At 52.7% G+C, this 21,778-nt stretch carries 21 protein-coding genes and 3 pseudogenes; 3 read left to right on the forward strand and 21 right to left on the reverse strand.

Annotated features, from left to right (window positions below; translation table 11 throughout):
• Window positions 1-63: 63 nt before the first annotated feature.
• From AC0CW1_RS10220 to fabZ, 3 genes are all read right to left on the reverse strand, one after another.
• On the reverse strand, window positions 64-711 hold the full coding sequence (locus AC0CW1_RS10220; protein ID WP_488182955.1) for an SH3 domain-containing protein: 648 nt from the start codon (window positions 709-711) through the stop codon (window positions 64-66).
• A gap of 82 nt (window positions 712-793) precedes the next feature.
• A complete protein-coding gene (locus AC0CW1_RS10225; RefSeq protein ID WP_488184131.1) occupies window positions 794-1,888 on the reverse strand; it encodes an MraY family glycosyltransferase in 1,095 nt (364 codons plus the stop codon).
• A gap of 178 nt (window positions 1,889-2,066) precedes the next feature.
• Window positions 2,067-2,495: a 3-hydroxyacyl-ACP dehydratase FabZ gene (gene fabZ, locus AC0CW1_RS10230; RefSeq protein ID WP_488182956.1), complete on the reverse strand. Its 429-nt coding sequence runs from the start codon at window positions 2,493-2,495 to the stop codon at window positions 2,067-2,069.
• A gap of 205 nt (window positions 2,496-2,700) precedes the next feature.
• Between fabZ and AC0CW1_RS10235 the strand changes: the two genes are divergently transcribed.
• Window positions 2,701-3,189 (forward strand): DUF4330 domain-containing protein, encoded by a 489-nt coding sequence (locus tag AC0CW1_RS10235; protein ID WP_488182957.1) that lies wholly within the window; start codon window positions 2,701-2,703, stop codon window positions 3,187-3,189.
• 90 nt (window positions 3,190-3,279) lie between these two features.
• Here AC0CW1_RS10235 and AC0CW1_RS10240 read toward each other — a convergent pair whose 3' ends face one another.
• Window positions 3,280-4,581: a glycosyltransferase gene (locus tag AC0CW1_RS10240; RefSeq protein WP_488182958.1), complete on the reverse strand. Its 1,302-nt coding sequence runs from the start codon at window positions 4,579-4,581 to the stop codon at window positions 3,280-3,282.
• Between the two features lie 35 nt (window positions 4,582-4,616).
• Here AC0CW1_RS10240 and AC0CW1_RS10245 point away from each other — a divergent pair, with 35 nt between their 5' ends.
• Both AC0CW1_RS10245 and AC0CW1_RS10250 read left to right on the forward strand, forming a co-directional pair.
• On the forward strand, window positions 4,617-6,599 hold the full coding sequence (locus tag AC0CW1_RS10245; protein ID WP_488182959.1) for an O-antigen ligase family protein: 1,983 nt from the start codon (window positions 4,617-4,619) through the stop codon (window positions 6,597-6,599).
• A 78-nt stretch (window positions 6,600-6,677) separates the two neighbouring features.
• Entirely contained in the window at window positions 6,678-7,055 is a 378-nt protein-coding gene (locus AC0CW1_RS10250; RefSeq protein ID WP_488182960.1) for an EamA family transporter, read from the forward strand.
• Window positions 7,056-7,070: 15 nt separating this feature from the next.
• Here AC0CW1_RS10250 and AC0CW1_RS10255 read toward each other — a convergent pair whose 3' ends face one another.
• The 17 genes and pseudogenes from AC0CW1_RS10255 to AC0CW1_RS10335 form a co-directional block, all read right to left on the reverse strand.
• Window positions 7,071-7,391 (reverse strand): nucleotidyltransferase domain-containing protein, encoded by a 321-nt coding sequence (locus tag AC0CW1_RS10255; protein ID WP_488182961.1) that lies wholly within the window; start codon window positions 7,389-7,391, stop codon window positions 7,071-7,073.
• Window positions 7,376-7,819: a nucleotidyltransferase substrate binding protein gene (locus AC0CW1_RS10260; RefSeq protein WP_488182962.1), complete on the reverse strand. Its 444-nt coding sequence runs from the start codon at window positions 7,817-7,819 to the stop codon at window positions 7,376-7,378. Before AC0CW1_RS10260 ends, AC0CW1_RS10255 begins: the two co-directional genes overlap by 16 nt.
• Before the next feature lie 221 nt (window positions 7,820-8,040).
• Complete coding sequence (locus AC0CW1_RS10265) at window positions 8,041-9,174, reverse strand: glycosyltransferase (protein ID WP_488182963.1); 1,134 nt, start codon at window positions 9,172-9,174, stop codon at window positions 8,041-8,043.
• 84 nt (window positions 9,175-9,258) lie between these two features.
• Window positions 9,259-9,645, reverse strand: a complete 387-nt coding sequence (locus AC0CW1_RS10270) for a DUF2304 domain-containing protein (protein ID WP_488184132.1) — start codon at window positions 9,643-9,645, stop codon at window positions 9,259-9,261.
• A 2-nt stretch (window positions 9,646-9,647) separates the two neighbouring features.
• A complete protein-coding gene (locus tag AC0CW1_RS10275) occupies window positions 9,648-10,409 on the reverse strand; it encodes a glycosyltransferase family 2 protein (RefSeq protein WP_488182964.1) in 762 nt (253 codons plus the stop codon).
• A 297-nt stretch (window positions 10,410-10,706) separates the two neighbouring features.
• Window positions 10,707-12,086, reverse strand: coding sequence for a phosphohexomutase domain-containing protein (locus tag AC0CW1_RS10280; protein ID WP_488182965.1), 1,380 nt, complete (start codon window positions 12,084-12,086; stop codon window positions 10,707-10,709).
• 140 nt (window positions 12,087-12,226) lie between these two features.
• Window positions 12,227-13,300, reverse strand: a pseudogene (locus tag AC0CW1_RS10285) (ABC transporter ATP-binding protein).
• 25 nt (window positions 13,301-13,325) lie between these two features.
• Window positions 13,326-13,787: an RrF2 family transcriptional regulator gene (locus AC0CW1_RS10290; protein ID WP_488182966.1), complete on the reverse strand. Its 462-nt coding sequence runs from the start codon at window positions 13,785-13,787 to the stop codon at window positions 13,326-13,328.
• A 50-nt stretch (window positions 13,788-13,837) separates the two neighbouring features.
• Complete coding sequence (locus tag AC0CW1_RS10295) at window positions 13,838-14,638, reverse strand: sulfate ABC transporter permease (protein WP_488182967.1); 801 nt, start codon at window positions 14,636-14,638, stop codon at window positions 13,838-13,840.
• On the reverse strand, window positions 14,635-15,489 hold the full coding sequence (locus AC0CW1_RS10300) for an ABC transporter permease (protein WP_488182968.1): 855 nt from the start codon (window positions 15,487-15,489) through the stop codon (window positions 14,635-14,637). Before AC0CW1_RS10300 ends, AC0CW1_RS10295 begins: the two co-directional genes overlap by 4 nt.
• Window positions 15,486-16,526 carry a sulfate ABC transporter substrate-binding protein gene (locus tag AC0CW1_RS10305; RefSeq protein ID WP_488182969.1) on the reverse strand — a complete coding sequence of 347 codons (1,041 nt, stop codon included), beginning with the start codon at window positions 16,524-16,526 and terminating at the stop codon, window positions 15,486-15,488. The genes AC0CW1_RS10300 and AC0CW1_RS10305 overlap by 4 nt, the downstream gene beginning before the upstream one ends.
• 183 nt (window positions 16,527-16,709) lie before the next feature.
• Window positions 16,710-16,985 (reverse strand): annotated as a pseudogene (locus tag AC0CW1_RS10310) (adenylyl-sulfate kinase); the annotation flags it as partial.
• A 362-nt stretch (window positions 16,986-17,347) separates the two neighbouring features.
• On the reverse strand, window positions 17,348-18,292 hold the full coding sequence (locus AC0CW1_RS10315; protein ID WP_488184133.1) for an IS3 family transposase: 945 nt from the start codon (window positions 18,290-18,292) through the stop codon (window positions 17,348-17,350).
• A complete protein-coding gene (locus AC0CW1_RS10320; protein WP_488182970.1) occupies window positions 18,271-18,603 on the reverse strand; it encodes a transposase in 333 nt (110 codons plus the stop codon). The genes AC0CW1_RS10315 and AC0CW1_RS10320 overlap by 22 nt, the downstream gene beginning before the upstream one ends.
• Before the next feature lie 66 nt (window positions 18,604-18,669).
• The gene (gene cysN, locus AC0CW1_RS10325) at window positions 18,670-20,280 is read right to left on the reverse strand and encodes a sulfate adenylyltransferase subunit CysN (RefSeq protein ID WP_488182972.1); all 1,611 of its coding nucleotides are present in this window, start codon (window positions 20,278-20,280) and stop codon (window positions 18,670-18,672) included.
• Window positions 20,280-21,179 carry a sulfate adenylyltransferase subunit CysD gene (cysD, locus tag AC0CW1_RS10330; RefSeq protein ID WP_488182973.1) on the reverse strand — a complete coding sequence of 300 codons (900 nt, stop codon included), beginning with the start codon at window positions 21,177-21,179 and terminating at the stop codon, window positions 20,280-20,282. Before cysD ends, cysN begins: the two co-directional genes overlap by 1 nt.
• Before the next feature lie 305 nt (window positions 21,180-21,484).
• Window positions 21,485-21,661, reverse strand: a pseudogene (locus tag AC0CW1_RS10335) (sugar phosphate nucleotidyltransferase); the annotation flags it as partial.
• Window positions 21,662-21,778 lie beyond the last annotated feature (117 nt).

Genomic DNA, 21,778 nt, shown 5'->3' on the forward strand with positions numbered 1-21,778 from the left:
ACTGCAAGCAGGCAAATGCGCTACTTCATATCGCTTTGTTATCTTTCACTTTTTGAGATTCGCTTATCTGAGGGAGAGAAGGTCCTGACGAATGAAACCTTCGCGGCCATCAGGGATTTTAACCTTATACCATTTTTCCGCCTCCGAAACTCCGTCGATGGACGCCAGGATGGTAACCCGGGCGCCTTCAGGCAAAATGGTGAGCACCGTGTAGTCCTTCCCCGGCCCAAAACGGACATTGACGCCTGAGGGCGATGTGACGGCGCCTTCCCGGTAACCCGACGTGACGGCCGTCGTCGCCGGTGACGAGGTGTTTGTCACGTCAACGTTATCCACCGCAGGCTCCGCAATGGCGGGCGCGGGATGGGAACCGTTGACGACGTTGACGCTATAGCCGGCGTTTCCGGCATCCCCCGGGTTCCAGGGGCTATTCTCAAAACCTGGCGGCATGGGTGGCAGTTCCACTTTTTGCCCCGTTTTTTCAAGGGCTTGCTCCAGCGCCTCGATCCGCTGATTCAACGCCACGATCTGATTATGCATCTCCGCCCGGTTTCCCCAGAGCAGCTTTTCCAAGTAGCTCTTTGACACCAGCGGGTCATCGGCCGTTCCCGGCGCCGCAGTCGCCAACACGACCTGTCCCAGAATAAATCCCGATACCATGAGGGCGATTCCGCGAGCAACAAGGCGAACCTGTAGCCCTTTATCTTTCAAGCGATATACCCCCTATCCCACAGGAATAAGAAGAGCCACTGGCTTTCACCAATGGCCTATCAACCTCGGCCCAACCAACGGATCAGTTTGATTCATCTTCCACATCGATCCCGACACGGCTAGCGGCGATCTCCGGCGCGCTCACGGAGCGGCCCAGGATGCCGACGCGATCGGCCGCCACGAGGATCAAGCTGGAGAGCAGGATCAGGATGAAAACGCTCTGCGCCGTCGACACCGACGTCAAAACGACAGCCGTCACGCCGAGCACCGTGTTGATGGCGTAAATGATCATCACCGTCTGGGGATGGCTAAAGCCTAACGCGAGCAACCGGTGATGGAGGTGGTCCTTGTCCGCCTGAAAAATAGGTTGTCCCTTTTGCACGCGGCGAAAAATGGCAAATCCTGTGTCCAGGATGGGAATGCCAACGATGAGAATGGGAATAAATACGGAAATGACCGTAGCCACCTTGGCCAAGCCCATGATCGACAGGCAAGCCAGGGTGAAGCCGAGAAACATGGCCCCCGTATCGCCCATAAAGATGCGGGCCGGATGAAAGTTATGCTTGAGAAAGCCCACTGACGAAGCGGCCAATACGAGCGCCAACGAGGCCACCAGGATTTGCCCCTGAGTCCAGGCGACGACCGCCATGGTCACCGAGGCGATCGCGGCGATGCCGGAGGCCAATCCGTCGAGACCGTCGATCAGGTTCACCGCATTCGTCACGCCGATGATCCAGATCACCGTGATCGGGCCGCGCAGCCAACCGAGTTCCACCACATCAGGACCGAAGAAAGGAGGGAAAAAGGGGTTGGTCAGGAAGTCCACAGACAACCCGAAGGGCAACACAGCCAAGGCCGCCAACACCTGCCCGAGCAGTTTGACCTTGGCCGGCAGGTCGCGCGTGTCGTCGAGGATGCCGACGACGACGATGATGGCGCCGCCGACGAGCATGCCGATGATTTCGGATCGCTGATAGTCGCTGTCAAAGATCCCCATCGCCAAGACAGTCAGCAAAAAACTGGCGAAAATCGCCAATCCGCCGAGACGAGGCATGACCTGCTGGTGCACCTTGCGGCCGCCGGGAGCATCCACAGCGCCGATGAGGAAAGCCAACCGGCGCACGATAGGCGTCAACATGAGGGCAAACAGGAAGGCAGCGCAGGCTGCCAGTGCCATCGACACCCGGGTCGCCTCCTTACTCAGATTCATACCAAGCTATGTATTTTTTCCGCGTTCTAGCAGACATTGCTATCTGCAAGACACTTCCATGGCTATTTTACTCCAAGGGGAAGGGGAATACAATGGGACGTCCTATACCGCCCCCTTCTTTTACAATGACTTAATGCAGGGCAACCTACTGCTCAATGGCGAAGGTCATTTCCGCTTCACAGACAAGTTGGTCCTCCACATAGGCCCGGCCCATCGCTTTGCCGATCGACTTGCGCAGCGCCGTCATCTCCGCCTCCAACCGCAGCGTGTCGCCAGGAACGACGGGCCGGCGGAACCGGACGCAGTCGATCTTGGCGAACAAGGCGATCTTCCCGGCATACTCAGGCATCTTCAACAGGGCGACGGCGCCCGTCTGGGCCAGCGCCTCGACGATCAGCACGCCGGGCATGACCGGGTGTCCAGGAAAATGGCCTTGGAAAAAAGGCTCATTCATCGTCACATTTTTCAAACCGACGGCCGCTTTGCCCACCTCAAGCTCGATGATCCGGTCGACCAGCAGAAAAGGCGGCCTATGGGGTAGAATCCCCTGAATGTCCTGGACTGATAAATTCACTTTTTCCCTCATTGTCACAAATCTTCCTTTCATCATCCTATTCCAGGTTCGTCCCGTGCAGAAGAACTCCTGGGAAGTCGTTCCCCTGTCCACCGGTAAAGGGCATTTATCCCTTCACGAAAGAGGATCAACACGCTACGTGTCGAAAGAATGGATGTTCTAGCGAAGCCAAAAAGCAAAACGATGGAGGAGGCATCCTACCCTGATGAAACTGGTCAACGAAAAAGGTCGGCTCTTTGGTCTGATCAATCCCCTGGACCTGCTGATCCTGCTGGCGGTCATCGCCCTTATTGCGGGTCTGGCGACGAAGACAAAAACCATCGTGCAGACGACCGAGACACCGGTCCAATTCGAGGTTGTCCTGAAGCGGGTGCTGCCCGAAGTGGCCGCCAACTTGGACCCGAAGGAAGCGCTCGTGGGCAGCGGGGCCATATTCGATCCACAGGATGTCCGGGTCGAATCCCTCCAGGTGGTCCCCTGCCGCCAGTCCCAGACAAATGACCAGGGGCAACTGATCCTCACCGATGATCCCTATCTAAAAGACGTCCACCTCGTCATCCGCGGCGTATCCCGCTCGGCCACGGCTGACCTGCGCGTCGGCAGTCAGGAGATCAAAGCGGGCAAGGAATACTACTACAAGACCCAGAAGACGCAACTGATCGGCACCGTCACGAAGGTCACCGTGCTGAAATAAAGGAAAATTCCCTTTGATTCCGTTCGCCCGATTATTCCGATGCTCAGCAACTGCTCCATCTTACGCGTTCGTATCGCGGGAACCGAGCGCTCAGACACATCCCGATCCTTCCCCGATCTTGTCGAGCATAGCCGTCAGACGGGCATCCCAGGAGTGCTGCCGGGCTAAAGCCATCCGCTCCGCCTGTTTTTCCGGACTGTCTTTCGCGAGGGCGGTCTCGATGGAACCGACGAAAGCCTCAACCCCCTCACAGACCGTGACGATCGGGGAAAAGGGCAGCACCTCCGGCAGCGCCGTCGAGATGACCGGCTTCCCGGCGGCCAGATACTCATAGACCTTGACCGGATTGACGCTCATCGTCAATTCATTCAACCGGAAAGGTGACAGGCAGACATCGAAGCGGCGCACATAATCAGGCAAAGCGGCATAGGGCTTGCGTCCCAGGAAAAAGACGTTCGGCAGCGCCTGCAACGCCGTCACATCGGTTTCCACCGGACCGATGAGCGCCAGCGCCCAGTCCTTGTGAGCGCGCGCCGCAGCAGCGATGAGATCCGTGTCAATCCAGTCGCCGATGCCGCCGATGAAACCGATGATGTGGCGGTAGCCGGACGGGAGATCGGCTGGTTTTTTATCGCTAGCTCTTTGACACTCGGTGTCCACTGTATTTCCGGTGTTCCCGGCGTTTCCGGTGTCTCCATCGTAGCTAGTGTCGCCAGAGGCTTCAGACTCTTTCTGGTCTTTAGCGGCTTCTCGGTCTGCTGCAGCTTCTGCTGCGTCCTCAACCGTCCTGGCCGCCCGAGCGAAATGCTCCACATCGGCGGCATTGGGCGCCAGCAACACATCCGGACGAAGACGCTGCATCTTTTCTTGTAAAGCCCGCGCCGAGGCGAATACGGCGTCAGCGCGACGAGCCAGGTCGGTTTCCATACCGGCCATGACCGCCGGATCGATCAGCCCGGTAAAGGCGGCATGATCGTCGACACAATCATAGACGACATAGTTCCAGTCGATGCCGGCCGACAGGAGATCGCAGGAACCGGGGAGATAGGTCCACAGGACCGGTCGTTCCCAACCGAGTCGTCCCAAGAGGCGGCACAACGCTCGGCCGAGCCGGCGCTGGTTCATGCCATTGAGCGACCGCCGCATCCCATGAAAAGGCAGAAAAATCGGCGGTTCCAGCCGCCAGATCCGGCCCGCTTCGACCTCCTCCAGACGTCCGGCGCTTTGCCAGCGCGTCTGCAACAAGTCCCGGTTCTTCAACGGCGCCAGATAAGTGATGGGGGGATCGACATAGAGGATCCGGTGCCCCCGTTGGGCCAACCGGACCATCAACTGCTGGGCCCGCGCCCAGATCCCGCGCCATTCGGCGGCGCCGATACAGACAATGTCCACGCAGGTCATCCTTTGCTCCAATGATAATGGGTGAGGTGAATCCCCTGAATACCATTCAAACGGTTCAACAGATAATTGTCAACAGTCTGGCCGGTCGATTGGCCTTGTTTCTGTTCGAAACACTGCGAAAATGGGAACCCCTCTGGCTGACAAGCCGCTTTCACGACCTGCTGGAAGGCTTCATCCGCACAGCGGCAACAGGCGTTGTGGCCCGCTTTTTTGGCGGCGATCCCGAGGCGAGGCTGGATTCGCGCCTAGCTTCATCAGGCATCCTGGCATTGCTGACAGCTCCGGGCAGAAAAATCGAACAGGCGCGCCTCTCCTTCATTGACCGCACCCAAACGATCGCCACTGGCAGCATCGCTGCCGATATCCTGCGCCACTTCGCCTGCCCCGAAGGATGGCAACTGGAAGGACTCAGCCGGGCCGGCCTGGCTTTTTTGTCAGGGATCTTTCTCGTCTTCGCGTCCCTCGGCGCCCTCTCCCTGACGGTTGGTCTCCTGTTGACCCTGTCGATTGTGCTCCTCTTCTTCCTGTCCCGCTCCCCCGTCACCATCGCCGAGGTCTGGGCCGACTCCCTCCCGGGGCGCCTGTTTCGCTCCCTTTTGCCGGAAGAACTGGTTCCGAGAGATGACCGCTACCCAGTGGCGCCGCCCTTAGAAGGCGCCAGCGCTGCCGTGATGTACCTGTTGCTCTTCGTCGTCGGCGCTGTCCTGGCCGTCCTTTCGATAAAAATGCAAAACCTGCTGGTCCTGGCGCTGCCGGCCGTCCTGCTGGCGCCAGCCTTGCTCTTCCTGCGGCCAGAATTGGGGCTGTTGGGGCTGATCGGCTATTCGGTCGTCGATTGGTTGATGCGAATGAAGCCGAATCCGCTGACAAGCGTCTGGGACGACCTCCTGCTGGCTGGGCTGGCTGCCGCCCTGATCGGCCAGTGGGGGACGAAGCGGGACTTCCGCTGGCGCATCCACCCCACCTTCTTCGCCCTTACCGCCTTCATCGCGCTCATGCTTTTCCTCTTCCTCATCGATTCCACCTACCCGCGGCTCTCGGTGCCCCTCGATGGCCTGCGCGTCATCATCCAGCACATGCTCTGGTTCTATATGGCCGTCCAACTGATCAGAACCCCCAGACAAGCCGCCTTGCTGCTGATCCTGTTTACGTTGGTCGGAACAGCCATCGCCGCCTTCGGCGTCTACCAGTTTATCGTCAAAGCGCCCATGCCGGAGAACTGGGTCGACCAAGCCGAGTTGGGCAGCATCGCCACCCGCGCCTTCTCCATCGTCGGCAGCCCCAACATCCTGGGCAGCCTCCTCGTCCTCATGACACCGATCGCGCTCGGCCTGGCCTATCGCGGCAATACGGTTCAACGCCTTTTCTATCTCACCTGCGCCGGGTTGATGGGCGCCTCCATGCTGTTCAGCTTTTCGCGTGGCGCCTGGCTGGCCATCGCAGCGGCCATCATCCTGTTCGGCCTCTTGCAGGACCGCCGGCTGATCGCCCTTTTGATCATCGGCGCCATCCTCCTTCCCATCGCCTCCCCCGCTGTGGCCGACCGCGTCAGTTACCTGCTAAGTCCGGAATACTTCAAAAAGTCCGCCCAAGACGGCCGTCTGGAGCGTTGGGATCTCGCCTTGGAGAAGGTGGAGCAGAGCCCCCTCACCGGCATCGGACTGGGACGCTACGGCGGCGCCGCCGCCGAGAACAATAAGGAGTATCTCTCCCACCGGACACTCTATACGGACAACTACTACATGAAAACAGCCGCCGAAACAGGACTGTTAGGCCTCTTTGCCTTCATCGCCCTCATGGTGTCCGTCCTTCGCACATCCCTTGGAACAGCGATTCACTCCCCGCCGTCCCGTCGCGCCTTAGCCATCGGCGTCGCCTGCGGGCTCTTCGGCGTCGTGCTGCACAACGCCGTGGAAAACGTCTTTGAAGTGCCGCTGATGGTAGCCTCCTTTTGGTTGTGCGCCGCCCTGTTGTGGGGATTGCGAGACATAAAAAAGCCACTCCTCTGACGGAGTGGCTTCCCTCTTTATCAATATCCTAACAAAAAGCACCCTCGGTGATTTTTATCAACCTGGGAGGTACCCCGCATGCCAAAGCCAATACTCGCCTTGGACTCGCTGCTCCTGATCTTGACCAACATAACACTCCTCTTGACCGGACAGACCCTATGGAAAATCGGACTGCAAAAGATCGGCGGATTTAATCTCACCAATCTTTCGTCTGCGGCCTTCTCCCCCTGGATCCTAGCAGGATTAGCGCTTTATGTCATCGCCACCGGCGTCTGGTTCCTCATTCTCTCCCGTATGGATTTCAGCCTGGCCTATCCGCTGCAGAGCCTCGCCTTTGTCTTCGGCGTCTTCCTCGGGTGGCTGGTTTTTCAAGAAACCATCCCCTGGACCCGCTGGGTTGGCGTTGCCGTCATCGTCTTCGGCGTCTATCTGGTAGCACTGCCGGTGAGGCAGTAACTACCGACAGAAGCGTTAAAAAGGGCATTTCTGGCTTCGCCTGTAAATGCTTTTTCCGACCCCGCGGATATGATCAAGCAGGTCGCGGTTTTGAACTTTTTCAAACACCAACAAATCAAAATAATAAGGGAAATCCAGTTCATCCAGGTCCGCCTTGATTGAAAGCAAGTCCATGACTTCCAGTCCTGAACCTTTGATGGCCAAATCGATGTCCGACCCTTCCCGATAATTGCCTATCGCTCGCGATCCGAAAAGGATAACTTCCTCAACCTTCGGCATTTTGGCAAAGATACCAATTATTTGTTTGAACGTGTGCTGAGCTAATCCATATTGCATTGATCTTGAACCTCTTTACTGTAGATATTATCCATTTTTTCCTGTAATCTTTTAAAAGCTTGAAAATAGAAATCGTTGATCAACTGGATCATGGACTCAGCCGTTCTCTCATCATAAACATGGCTTGTCAGATTCCTGCTCTGAATCATTTTCATCCAGAGTTCGCCGTCTTCGACAAGCCCAAGATAAAATGCTTCTTTAATTGCGTCTCTGGCGCCGTATATCTGGGCATTTCCTCTGTCTTTAAGAAAATCCTTCAGCAATATCCAGGACAATTCATAGGTAAATTCAAAAGCCTGAATCATTCCCAGTTTTTCAAGATTGCTAAGCTCTCTCGTTCTCATCAAGTCCACAGCTACCTTAAGCTGCATTAACGCTTTTTTGTAGTTATTAAACCGTTGCACCCAACGGACATCCTTATTTTCCATCATCTCATCCCTCCCGTTCTTGTGCAAACTTTATCTACCTTTACCACGAGTAGGTCCGTATCAGACGGTCCATGGTTTTCCATATAATCCCTATTCATTCGCATTGTACTACATCCATCCTACTTCATCAAGCAACAGCGCTAATCAAATGAAATCATGCAAAAGACCGGGGGGTTCATCCTCCGGTCTTTTGGCGCAAACATCAATTTTATGCAAAAAACTCAATGATGGTTTTCCAACAATTCTCGGTAGAGATTCTGCGTCCTTTCCGCCATGCGCTTGGCTGAAAAACGCTCCTCAATCGTCTTGCGGGCGGCCTCGCCAAACTTACGGGCTTCTTCTCGATTCTCGATCAACCGAACCAAGGCGGCAGCCAAAGCCAAGGCGTCTCCCGGTGGGACAACGAGACCATTTTTCTCATTCACCACGATCTCAGGATTGCCTCCCACAGCCGTTACAACGGCCGGGCATTCACATAGCATGCTTTCCATCAATGTTAGGCTAAGTCCTTCCGAAAGCGAAGGCAACGCTAACACATCCAGGGTGCGATAAATATCAGCAATGTCTTCGCGAAACCCGGTAAATAAGAAATATGACTCCAGTCCTTCTTCACGAATGACGTTCTCAATCACTTCCCGATAAAAGCCGTCGCCAACGAGCAAGAACCGGACGCTGCTATTGATTTTAATGATTTCCTTCGCCGCTTCAATAAGGTACTTATGACCTTTTACAGGGTGGAAGCGTCCCACCATCCCCACCAAAGGCGCATCGTTCGCGATCGCAAACTCGGTGCGCAGATCCAGTTTTCGCTGAACAACGGTATATTTTTCAACATCAACACCGTTATGGATGACGGTGATTTTAGCTGACAAAATCCCCTGCTCACAAAGTTTTTTCTTCAGAAAGTCGGCCACAACGATATAGCGCTCCGTCAAAGCGGCCGTCAGCTTCTCCGACCAATAATTAATCCAACGGGCCACCCGGTCGGGATAATCATTCTCCAAGACACTATGCACCGTTGTCACGGTGCAACGGACACCGGCAATTTTTGCCGCCAGGCGTCCGATCAAGTTGGCTCTCACACCGTGGGTATGGACAATCGACGGTTGCATCTGACGAATCACCCTTAGAACTTTCCAAAAGCCGCCAATATCTATTTTGCTACGCATCGGCACTGCCGTGGCAAAAATTCCTTGTTTTTGGGCGCGCTGCACAAGCGGCGCTGGAAAGAGGCAACAGAGGCGCAGATCCACTTCTTGCGGAGAAAAATGTCTGGCTAAGTCCAAGATATGGATCTCGGCGCCGCCGATTTCTCCACCGCCTATGATGTGTAAAACCCGGATTGGCCCGGACATGGACTCTCCCCCATTGCCAGAAGTCACTACCCATTATAACGAGGTTAGAAAGGTAAAACAAGCATACAAGGCCCAGTCTGGGTCTCATTCCTTCGAAGGGACATCACGATGAATCATTGGCTCCGCCATCCCATTCCTTAGAATGTGCACTTCCGCATCAAGCATAGCCACCATCTGGGCCAATTCCTTATTCGACTCCTTTAATTGCGAGATATGGCTGGCCTGCCGGTAGAGTATGACCAAAATGAACAGGATGCCTAAGAAAAAGATCAACGCCGGTTGATAGGCCACCCCCAGATAGGCGGCCGCAAAGTCCACCAGTTCCGGCCAAAGCGCCAAAAAGAGGATCGCTAGCGTCCCTGCCATCCAATACATGGATTCCTTCTCACTAAGGCGGTTCTGCTTGACTTTCCGAATGACATAGACGGCGAAGGCAAAAGCAACCAATCGAACAAACCAGATCAGCTTCACACTCAACGGGAACGGCCTCCTTCCGCGTCGACAGCCAGGACCTTCCGGTAGGCTCGTCCCTTGATGATGGCAATGAAGATACTGTACATCATCGTAGCAAGGTACTTAACCACTTGGAAGCCCTTATGCATACTCTCCCCATGCAATCGCTCGCGAATCGAGGCCGGACGCTCTGTCACGCGAAACCCAGCCAGGATCATCAAGACAAGCACATTTGCATCGGGAAAATCGACAGGGAACTGATTCGGCCGAGAATAGAAGTGGAAAACACGCCGGTTTAACAGTTGCAGGCCTGACGTCGGATCGGCCACAACCTGCCGCGTCAGGAGCTTGATTAAGAGTGAAAAAATCTTGATGCCGAGGCCGCGTATCCAGTTAGTGTGTTTCTTATTGTCAACAAAACGCGATCCAATCACAATATCGGCGCCGGTATCTTTCATCGCTCGCGCCATATCCACGATATTGGCCGGATCATGCTGGCCATCGCCGTCAAACTGGATGACGTAGTCGTAATCATACCTTACGGCGTATTTAAATCCCGTTTGCAGCGCCGCCCCGTAGCGCAGGTTGAAGGGGTGGCGAAGAACAGCGGCTCCATGCAGGGCGGCAAGCTCGAACGTCCTATCGCGGGAGCCGTCGTCAATCACCACCACATCGGCCCAGGGGATGACTCTCTTCAGTTCATCTAGAACACCCTCGATATTTTCCGCTTCGTTGTAGGCAGGGATAATGACCAAGTACTTTCCAGGCAACCAGTCACTCAAGCGTGTATCCCCCATCGCTTTGCTCTAGGTTCTTTCGATATTTTTATTGTATCATCATTCGATACTACCCACTCATACATCGTTGGCTCTCACCACGAAAAAGACTGCAAGAAGACCCGCTGCCTTCCTGCAGTCTTTTTACAAGAATACCCGAAAAACCGGCGCGACTTAAAAGTTGTTGATATAGACCGTCTTCGTCACGCCATCCCAATCGATTTCACGCCAAAGGCTTCCGAGATCAGTGTGTCGAGGGAGCGTTCAAGGAAGAAGGGCATTTTTCAAGCGTTCGCTGCCGTATTACTTACTGCAGGCGTCAATAAAGGTCAAGAGCTCCTCTGTCTTGCTTGCCAACAGTTCGCGGTCACCGCGGGTTTCCACGTTCAAGCGAATCAAAGGTTCTGTATTGGACAAGCGAAGATTGAACCGCCAGTTTTCATAGTCCACACTTATTCCGTCCGTTCGGTCGATTTGTCCCCCCGGGGCGTACCGCTTTTCCACCGCTTCCAAGACGGCCTGAGGATGATCGACGCGACGGTTGATTTCCCCGCTGCAAGGATAGCGGTCAATCCGCTCTTGCACCAGTTCAGAGAGCGATTTCCCTTCCCGACTCATGATGCCGAGCACCAACAGCCAGGGGATCATCCCGCTATCGCAATAGGCAAAATCGCGGAAGTAATGATGGGCGGACATCTCGCCCCCGTAAATGGCGTCTTCCAGACGCATTCTTTCTTTAATAAAGGCATGGCCTGTCTTGCTTTGCACCGGCACACCGCCGAATTTTTCGGTGATTTCGATCGTGTTTAAGGTTAGCCGAGGGTCATGGACGATCTTGTCCCCAGGAAATCGACTGAGAAAGGCTTGCGCCAGAAAACCGACCAGATAATACCCCTCAATAAAATCACCTTTCTCGTCAAACAAGAAACAGCGATCAAAATCGCCATCCCAGGCGATGCCGACATCCGCGCGGTGTTTACGCACCGCTTCGATCGTGGCGTCCCGGTTCTCCGGCAATAGGGGATTCGGAATGCCATTGGGAAAATCCCCATCGGGTTGATGATGGATTTTGATGAACTGGAAGGGCAAGTGACGTTCCAGGGCATCGATCACCGGTCCTGCGCAGCCGTTTCCCGCATTGACAACGACCTTCAAGGGTCGCAAAGCAGCGACATCGACGTAAGAAAGCAGATGGTGGACATAGTCCGCCATCACGTCCCGCGCCTGCACATTACCCCGCTCATCTCCGACAGGCTCCGCAAAGGCGCCGGTAACCACCTTCTCTTCGAGCTCCCGTAACCCCGTGTCCCCACTGATCGGGCGAGCGCCGGCGCGAACCAATTTCATTCCATTATAGCCTTGCGGATTATGACTGGCGGTAATCATGATGCCGCCGTCCAGTTGCCAGTGAAAGGTGGCAAAATAAATCTGCTCTGTTCCGCACAATCCAATGTCAATGACATCACATCCGCCATCCACCAAACCTTCTGTCAGCGCTCGCGCCAACTCTGGACTGGAATGGCGAACATCCCGGCCCACGGCTACTTTTTTTGCTTGAAAAAGCTCTGTATAGGCACGGCCGAGGCGATAGGCAATTGTGCTGTTCAGTTCGAGCGGCACTTTTCCACGAATGTCATAAGCCTTAAAGGCATTCCGAGAGACGGTTTCTGTGATCACGCTCATAAATGCACCTCTTCTAAACGACTTCTTTCACCTGTCCCGCTTACCAAGACAGTAGGGGCTCGTTGCGCCTTCATTTTATCACCAGTTATATCGTTTTTGCCAACGTTAATCACATTCACCAGGCGCTTGAGTACTTATTCTTATATTCGAGAGAAAATCAGACATTTTTGTACCCCTACCAAAACCCTCTGCCCCACATGAAGCGCCGCCCCATTATCCTTTGCAAGCACCGCCGTTAGGATAAGGTCATCGTTCAAACGAACAGCAACACGGAAGCTCTCACCTGTAAACAGTAGCGATTGCAGTTCTCCAAGACAAAAAGGTAGACTTTTATTCATAGCATCCCAGCGTCCAACGTTCCCTCTATTATTTTGTACTACAACAATATCCTCTGGACGAATCATTACATCTACTGCTTCACCATCATTCCAGTTGGCCGCCGGAAAACTCCATTTTTCCAGGGTCACTGTGCCTTGGCACACTTTGGTCGCAATCCAATTTGCATCCCCCATGAACCGGGCGACAAAGGGCGTCGTTGGCTGTTCATAAACTTCTCGAGGCTTCCCTAACTGTTCCAATTTGCCCTGCCGAATGATGGCCACCTGATCTGCCAATTCAATTGCTTCCTGCTGGTCATGGGTGACCAAAATACTCGTCACGGGGATATCATTGTGCAATTTACGAAGCCACGCTCTCAGTTCTTTTCGGATTTGCGCATCTACAGCCGCGAACGGTTCATCCAATAGCAACAATCGAGGTTTCGGCGCTAGCGCGCGCGCAAAAGCGACACGCTGCTGCTGCCCTCCCGATAATTGGCTCGGATAGCGCGATTCCAAACCGGTAATGCCTGTGACTTACATCAACTCCTCAACCCGGTCCCGAACAGCGCTCTTTTTCCATTTTTTCATCTTTAGACCAAAAGCAATGTTTTCAAAGACCGTCAGATGAGTAAACAGCGCGTAGTTCTGAAAAACAAAACCGATTTCCCGCTTTTGCGGAGGCAACGTATCGACACGCTGTCCTTCCAGATAGACTTCTCCCGCCGTCGGAGTCTCTAAGCCGGCGATTAAGCGCAGCAGCGTCGTTTTTCCGCCGCCGCTCGGCCCAAGCAGTGCTGTAACACCACCGTCAGATAGTCGGAAGCTGACATCGTTAACCGCAGCCTGCTCCCCGCCAGCAAAACACTTTCTCAAGCGCCTCACTTCCACCGTCACAAAGTTCCCCCCTCAGCGCAACAACCTATTCATGTTGCACTTCCTTAAGAAAATCAACCGCCCGACCCGTCAGGATGGGCCTTCCCTCAATCACGGCTCGAAGCGTCGTCGAATCCATCTGACGCGCCACGAAATCACGAATTTCCGCCATCAGTCCACGAAACTTGCAACTGTTTTCCTCTGTGCAAGGCTGGTACTGCGTCACCGAAACACAGCCGATCGGAGCGAGAATTCCATCAAAATGACGCACAACTTGACCTAAAGTGATCTGTTCGGGCGGACAGGCCAATGTGTACCCCCCGTATTTACCGGGCACGCTGAGCACCCATTTCTTGGCCTTTAAGTCAAGCATGATCTGTTCCAAAAAGCGTTTGGGAATACCTCTTTTTTCCGCCAATACCCGTAACGGGATCGGCTCAGCGCCGTAGGACTCAGCCAGGGAGCACAAAGCCCGCAAAGCATAATCTGTTTTTTTTGATACCTTCATCGCGGCTACCCCCGTTTCTTTCCAATTGAAAAAAACAATCTCTCCTATCTCTACAACGAGGGCGTCTCCTCCCGGCGCCCTTTGAACCACTCGAGCAATACCACAGCGGTGATAGCCAGCGCAGCCAATACAAGCGATACCGCATAGGCCCCGCGCAGGTTAAAATCGGCGGCAGCCTGATAGACATACAGCGTAGCCGACTGCGTTTCGTTGAGCAAATTCCCTGAAACAACAATCGCAGCGCCAAACTCACCCAAGGCGCGAGCCGCCGTCATCGTAGCGCCATAAGCGAGACTCCAACGAATCGCCGGCAGAGTGACATGCCAAAAAGTCTGCCAACGACTGGCCCCCAGGGTATAGGCGGCTTCCTCTTGAACTGTCCCAAGCGATTCCAACAACGGGACCAATTCTCGGGTCATAAATGGCAAAGTAACAAACATTGTCGCCAATACCATGCCAGGGAAAGCAAAGATCACTTGTACACCCCATAAATCAAAAAAAAGGCCAAGCAATCCCTTGGGACCATACAGCAACACCAGCATCAATCCGGCGATAACGGGTGACAACGCAAAGGGCAGATCAACAACACTGCTTAACAAAGCCCGCCCGGCAAAGTTTTGACGTGTCAACACCAGGGCAATCGCGACACCGAAGACACCATTGAGCAGAACAACTGTTCCGGTGACAGCCACACTGACTTTCAGGGCGTACAGCGCTTCCGGACGAAGAATTTCCTTCGCAAAGGCCGTAAATCCAATGCCGAAGGCCTCCCCCAGCAAAGCCCCCAGCGGAGCGAGCAAAAGAAAGCCAACCCAGCAATAAATAAATCCGATAACAGCGGCCCGTATCATCCGGCAGCTCCTCCCTTCTTCCGGCCCCACCGGTTCTGCGCGAAGAACAAGGCCAATGAAACCGCAAGCAGGCACAGGGATATTGACGCTGCCCCTGCCGTATCGGCGCTTTCGACCAGACCGTAGAGATAAACAGAAGCGACCTGCGTTTTTAGCGGTATGTTCCCGGAAACCAACACCATTACGCCGAACTCAGCGGTGGCTCGGGCAAAGGTGAGCGTAAAGCCGGATATCAACCCGGGAAGAACATTCGGTAAAAGCACGTGCCAAAAGATTTGCCAGCGGTTGGCGCCCAGCGTCGCGGCCGCTTCTTCCATCGACCGGGACCCTGCCTCCAAGAGCGGTTGCACCGTTCGAATGGAAAAGGGTAAGGTAACGATCAGCATCGCTATCATCATCAAGGGATACGAATAGACAATAAAAATACCCTGCTCCGCCAACCAACTGCCGAAGAGCCCTTTCGGACCATATAACCCTAACAGCATCATTCCGGTAACCGTCGTTGGAATGGCCAATGGCAGGTCGATAAGGGTATTCAAAAATTTCTTTCCCGGCACATTGAAACGCGCCAATCCAAAGGCAATGACGATTCCGGAGGCACAATTGATGATTGCCGTTAAAAACGCCAGAGACATAGTCAATTTCAAGGCATACCCCGCAGCAGGCTTCCGGATCGTGTCAAAAAAGCCCACCATACCGCCGGCAAAGGCTTGCGCGACTAAGTCACCGAACGGGAGCGCCACGATCAGCAAGATATAACCGATTACCGCACCCCGCAGCGCCAGTGACGTCACATCTCGCTCCGTCCTCTCACCGCTTGTCTCTTTCACTGTTTTTACTGTCGAAATCATGGTTTCTTATTTCCTTCTACCAACTCCGTCCAGAGGCCTTGCGGACCGTAGAGTTGTTCATACACCTGGCTCCAGCCCCCGAGGTAAGAGATGTCAAAAAGCAATTCCGGCGATGGGAATTTCTCCTGTGTCTCAACGGCCACAGCGGGATCGACTGGCCGAAAGCCGTATTTTACAAAGCTGCGTTGCCCCTCTTCTGATTGCAGATAGTCGACAAAAGCCTCCACTACGGCGCGGTTGCCATGCTTGTCCACGTTTTTGTCAATCACAGCCACAGGATTTTCGATCAGGATCGTTGCTTTGGGATAAACAAGTTCATAGAGTGGTTCATCCGCATTCCGGAGTAAGAGTTCGTTTTCATAGGTAACGATCGCATCACCGATCCCTTTTTCAAAGGTGGTCATCGATTCACGCCCGCTGTTGTCCATGACTTTCACATTCTTTTGAATTGAGATCAACAGGTCTTTTCCAGCCTCAGGATCCTTTATTCCCTTACCTTTCTCCGCCATTTTCACCCCCGCGCCGTAGATGGCATTGATATCCCACATGGCGCCGCCGGATGTTCGCGGGCTCGGATAAAGCACAGCGTTCCCCGGGCGGGCCAAATCCTGCCAATCGCGAATGCCTAAAGGATTGCCCCGTCTGACCCCTAGGGCGACTACCGAGCGAGTGACCATGCCTCCATAACGCCGCTCTTTCCAGTTGTGGGTGATCAATCCGGCCTTACAAATCCGCTCCATGTCTCCTTCCAGCGACAGCGCCGCTACATCGGCGTCCAAGCCATTGACAATCGCCCGGGCTTGAGCGCCTGAACCGACATAAGACTCTCTAAAGGTCACTGTCTGCCCCGTTTTCTCCTTCCATCGTTTTTGAAAGGCCGGGATGATCTCCTTACGATAGACTTCTTTGGGAACCGTATACGCTGCGAGCGTGATTTCGGCGCTGGCCTTGTCTTTGCCCGCCGGTTGACTGCAACCCAGCAACAGCATCGTCAAGCCCACAAACGTTGCTGCCACTTTTTTCGCCCTCGACTTCATGCATCCATCTCCGATATACGCGCCAGCTCTTGATCATCATAATTCACATGGAAAATAAGACATGGTAGTAACAACGCACAAGGCGCGATTTTAGAATATGAAACAATCACGACTTTCTAGGTAGTAATTAAGTTGTCATTCACGTTACCCGTAGACATGCGCCGCAGGTAAAGTCAACCAACCTTATTGTATCCATCGCATCAGCACATCGACAAGCGATTCCGGCTCGGAGTCGATTGTTTTCAAATGCACTTCCGGCAACTCCGGTCTTTCGTAGACACTATCGATACCCGTAAAGTTCTTGATCTCCCCACGCCGCGCCTTATTATACAGCTTTTTCGGATCTCGTTTTTCACACTCCGCGAGAGGCGTATCCACAAAGACCTCAATAAATTCGCCTTCAGCAAAGAGTTCCCTCGCCATACGGCGTTCCGCTCGGTAGGGTGAGATAAAAGAAACCGGTTTAACCCCATTATTTTTGAGTCAATCACCCTAATCCTAACGAATACGCACGATTTCATTTTTTGGCAATTAGATGGGCAATTTTGTAATTCGCGTTTGATTCCCGACCTAGCCGTCAAGCCTTGACTCGCTGTGGTTTTTTGTATCGGGACGGGCGAGGGTGACGGTAGACGGTTATGGCTTGTCATCGCCCGTGGATTACCCAGCCTACCACAGCGGTCAAGGCCGCTTCGCGCCGCTGGCGGTTGCCGTCTATGTCTGACATGGCGTTACATGACCAGGCTGGGAAAAGGGACGAGCTCAGGCTCCGGCATCCGGTTACAGGGGGGACCTGCGTTTGGGGAACTACGTCCCCTTCGCTACACACAGACCTCGATCGGCTTAATTGCCCCCAGCGATAATCGCTTACGGAATTCCACGGGAGACAGGTCATAAAGGCTGCCGTGAATGCGTCGGTGGTTATAAAACAAAATGTAATCAACGACAGCCTGGTAGGCTTCTTGATATTTTGTGAACTCTTGGCGATTTAGGCATTCTCGTTCTAAAATGGCATGAAAAGATTCAATATGCGCGTTTTTATTAGGCGTTTTTGGCGGAATTCGTTCATGTTCAATTCCAATTTCCATGCAGGCCTTTTCAAAGGCATGGCTAATAAACTGTGGCCCATTATCGGTGCGAACCACGGGTTTTGCTGATTTCTCAAACTGATGACGCTTCCAAAGTCCACGTTGGATCAGTTCAACGGCGTGGCGAGCTTCACAGCTAAGGCCAATGTGGTAATCGATCACCATTCGATCGTACACATCAAAGAGGCACATCATATAGAAAAACCGATCTTCTCCTGCGATATACCCATACTTTACATCGATTTCCCAAAGCTGATTGGATTCTGTAATTCGCCGGTTATTGGCCAGTCGCCTTGGATACTTGAATCGAATCTTACGTTGCGCTGAAAGGATATCCAGTTCTCTACACAATCGGTAGACCTTTTTCTTGTTAATCACAAGATGGTGCTGACGTTGTAAGCAGAGGGTCAGTTTTCGGTACCCGTAGGCGTTTTCTTCACCTGAGATGAACTCGAGTAAATGTTCCTTGATTTGTTCGTCACTCACACGTTTACCGTCTTCCGTTCGCGAGTATCCCCGAATCGGACGGCCTCCGTTTTGTTTCCGCTCAATGGGGTTTGCGCTGCGTTGCTTTCGGTAGTAGTATGTGGCTTCCTTGACGCCGACAATTCGCAGCACTAGCGCTGCCGGATAACCCCGGGCAATCCATTCGTCAGCTACTTCAATTTTGTCAGACAGCCCGGGTTTTTCTTTTTTAGCAAATCCCTCAAAATGGAGATCTCAAGGTCTTTTTCGCCCAGTATTTGTTTTAATCGGCCGTTTTCAGACTCAAGTTGAACAAATTCTTGTGGGGAAGGAACATAGGCGGATACTCTTTTGGCATCTTCCGGCGCCTCTTGCCATGATTTATGCTTTGACTGCTGCATCCAACGATAGAGCATGTTCACGTGAATTTCATGGCGACGGGCAACTTGAGCAATATTTCCGCATTCCCGCGCTTCTCGAACAACCTGTTCTTTGAACTCTTTTGGATACTGTTTCCTTTCCATTTCCTATCCCCTCCATAGTTATTAGTTTAACTTATTAGGGGATAAGACTCAAATACTTTAACGGGGCTAAATAGAAACCAACACGATCAATCCCGCATCCACCATCAGTTTTGCGACCTCAGCGACACGGCGGATGTTCTCTACCCGATCCTCTTCTGAAAAGCCTAAATCCCTGTTCAGACCGTGGCGCACATTATCACCATCAAGGATATAGGTATGTTTGCCTTCTCCATGAAGGCGCTTCTCAAACAAATTGGCAATTGTTGATTTGCCTGTTCCCGAAAGCCCTGTAAACCAGAAGCAGCAGGGCTTCTGGTGTTTCAAGTCAGCCCGCGCCTGTTTGTTTATTTCCAACGCCTGCCAATGAATATTCGCAGCGCGGCGCAGGGGAAATTGGATCATACCGGCGGCGACGGTCTCGAAGCTGAGTTTATCTATTAAAATAAAACCTCCTAAGTTCCGGTTGAGCCGATAGGGTTCAAAGGCTACTGGCTGATGAGTGGAAAGATGAACCAGGCCAATCTCGTTCATTTTTAAGAGCTTGGCTGCTAGCTGCGCTCCTGTGTTGATATCTTCTCGATGCTTGATCCGGGTGATAGTGGCGGTCACTTCTTTGGAATGGATCTTTAATTGATAGGGGCGGCCGGGAATCAAAGGAGACTCGGCCATCCACAAAAGCTTCGCCTCGAACTGGTCGGCCACTTCTAAGGGGTCGTCTGCTCCAACAATCACATCACCCCGGCTGATATCAACCTCATCGGTAAGAGTCAGTGTTACCGATTCTCCCTTCTGTGCCTGTTCAAGAGGCCGTTCCCAGAAGTGGATCTCCTTTACTTGGCTCATCACGCCGGAAGGCAGAATTCGAACCTTATCGCACGGTTTTACAACCCCTTCTGCAATGCGACCACAATAGCCGCGAAAATCCAAATTTGGCCGGTTGACCCATTGCACAGGCATGCGAAATTCCTGCCTGACGAAATCTGACGAAAAAGAGCCTGTATCAAGATAACTCAATAAGGACGGGCCATCATACCAGCGCGTACGGCTGCTGTTATGAACAATGTTGTCACCTTCCAAAGCAGACACCGGAATCGCCTGAATCGTTGCAAAGGCCAACGGAACGGCAAAGTTTCCGTAATCTTTCTCGATGGACCGAAAGATTTGTTCATCGAATCCCACCAGATCCATTTTGTTGACTGCGACAACAACATGATGAATGCCCATCATCGCAGTAATACGGCTATGACGGCGAGTTTGCGTAAGTACTCCTTTACGCGCATCTATCAAAATAATTGCGAGTTGAGCCGTTGACGCCCCGGTGGCCATATTGCGGGTATATTGTTCGTGACCCGGTGTATCGGCAACAATGTAACGCCGCCGATCCGTGGCAAAAAAACGATAGGCTACATCGATCGTGATGCCTTGCTCACGCTCGGCCTGCAAGCCGTCAACGAGCAAGGCAAAGTCCATCTGCGCCCCTTGGGTGCCATATACCTTCGACTCGCTTTCTAAAGCCCTGAGTTGATCATCGAAGATGCCTTTGGATTCATACAAAAGCCGACCAATCAATGTTGATTTTCCGTCATCGACACTGCCACATGTAATAAAGCGCAACGTATCCTTTCGCCGCTGCTCCTCCAAAAAGGTGGTTATATCTTCTGCTTGACGGGCGCCCATTAAAAATAACCCTCCTGCTTCTTCTTCTCCATGGAACCCGGCTGATCGTTGTCAATCAAACGTCCCTGGCGTTCAGAAGAGCGCGCGTTCAATATTTCTGCAATAATCTCTTCTAACGTCTCCGCTGTGCTTTCAATCGCTGCAGTGAGCGGATAACACCCGAGTGTACGAAAGCGAACACTGCGCATCTCCGGTCTCTCTCCCGGTTCCAGAGGAAAACGATCATCATCGACCATAAACCAGGCCCCTTCTCGGCGAACAACAGGACGTTCCTTCGAGAAGTACAGCGGCACTATCGGGATGTTTTCCTGGTAAATGTACTGCCAGATGTCAATTTCAGTCCAATTAGAAAGAGGAAAGACGCGAATTGTTTCACCGGGTCGCGTGTGTGTATTGTAGAGATTCCAAAGCTCTGGACGCTGCGCCTTTGGATTCCAACGATGACCAGCGGACCGGAAGGAAAAGATCCGCTCTTTCGCACGCGATTTTTCCTCGTCACGACGCGCGCCGCCGAAGACCACATCGTAGTCGTGCGCATCCAGGACCTGGCGTAAGGCTCGAGTCTTCATAATATCCGTATAGTAACTGGAACCATGAACAAACGGGTTGACTCCCTCATTCAGACCCTCCTGGTTTACGTGAACAATCAATTTCATCCCTGATTCTTCAATCATCCGTGTCCGATGCGTATACATATCCTTGAATTTCCAAGTGGTATCTACGTGCAGGAGGGGGAACGGGGGGCGAGTAGGGTAAAACGCTTTTCGGGCCAAGTGAAGCATGACCGAAGAGTCTTTACCAATCGAGTAAAGCATAACGGGTTTGCGGGCGCCAGAAATGGCTTCACGGATGATCTCGATACTTTCCGATTCGAGCAGAGATAAGCTTGAGTAAGTCATAGTCCCCTCATTTTCCCGCAACATATAATTGTATTCTTGTATATATAAGTATGCGTTTATTTATGCTCATGCTTTTTCACAAACTTCACACTACTACTTTTAGAATATTTTCTGCTGTTTCCTGATTGATTAGGACTAATCACAGAGACGGGTACACTTTTTACTGTATTATTTTGTAACTCCTCAACCAAGGGAGTTCTTTCCCCATCAAATACGGCTATGGAACCGCTTTTTGCATCAATCCAATGATAGCTAACATGGACTGGGTACTGACCTATACTATTAATAGCGCGACCAGAATGACTATCCCTGGGGGTTGTGATTACTAAAATATCGGTGATTCCGGAGAGCATTAGTGTTGTCAGAGGATAATAGATCATAGGCTTGTCATAAACAGGCATGAGTTGTTTACTGACGACTTGGGTTAGCGGGTACAAACGGGTCCCAGTCCCCCCTGCGAGAATAATACCTTTGCGAATCATCTCATTCCTCCTACGAGCAGTGGATATCACGCATTAAATAATTTGACTGTACCCAATGCATGTATTCCCCAGAAAGTACTTTCTGGGTCCATTCATTGTTTTTCATGTACCAGCGTA

This window comes from Heliomicrobium sulfidophilum, from assembly GCF_057715735.1.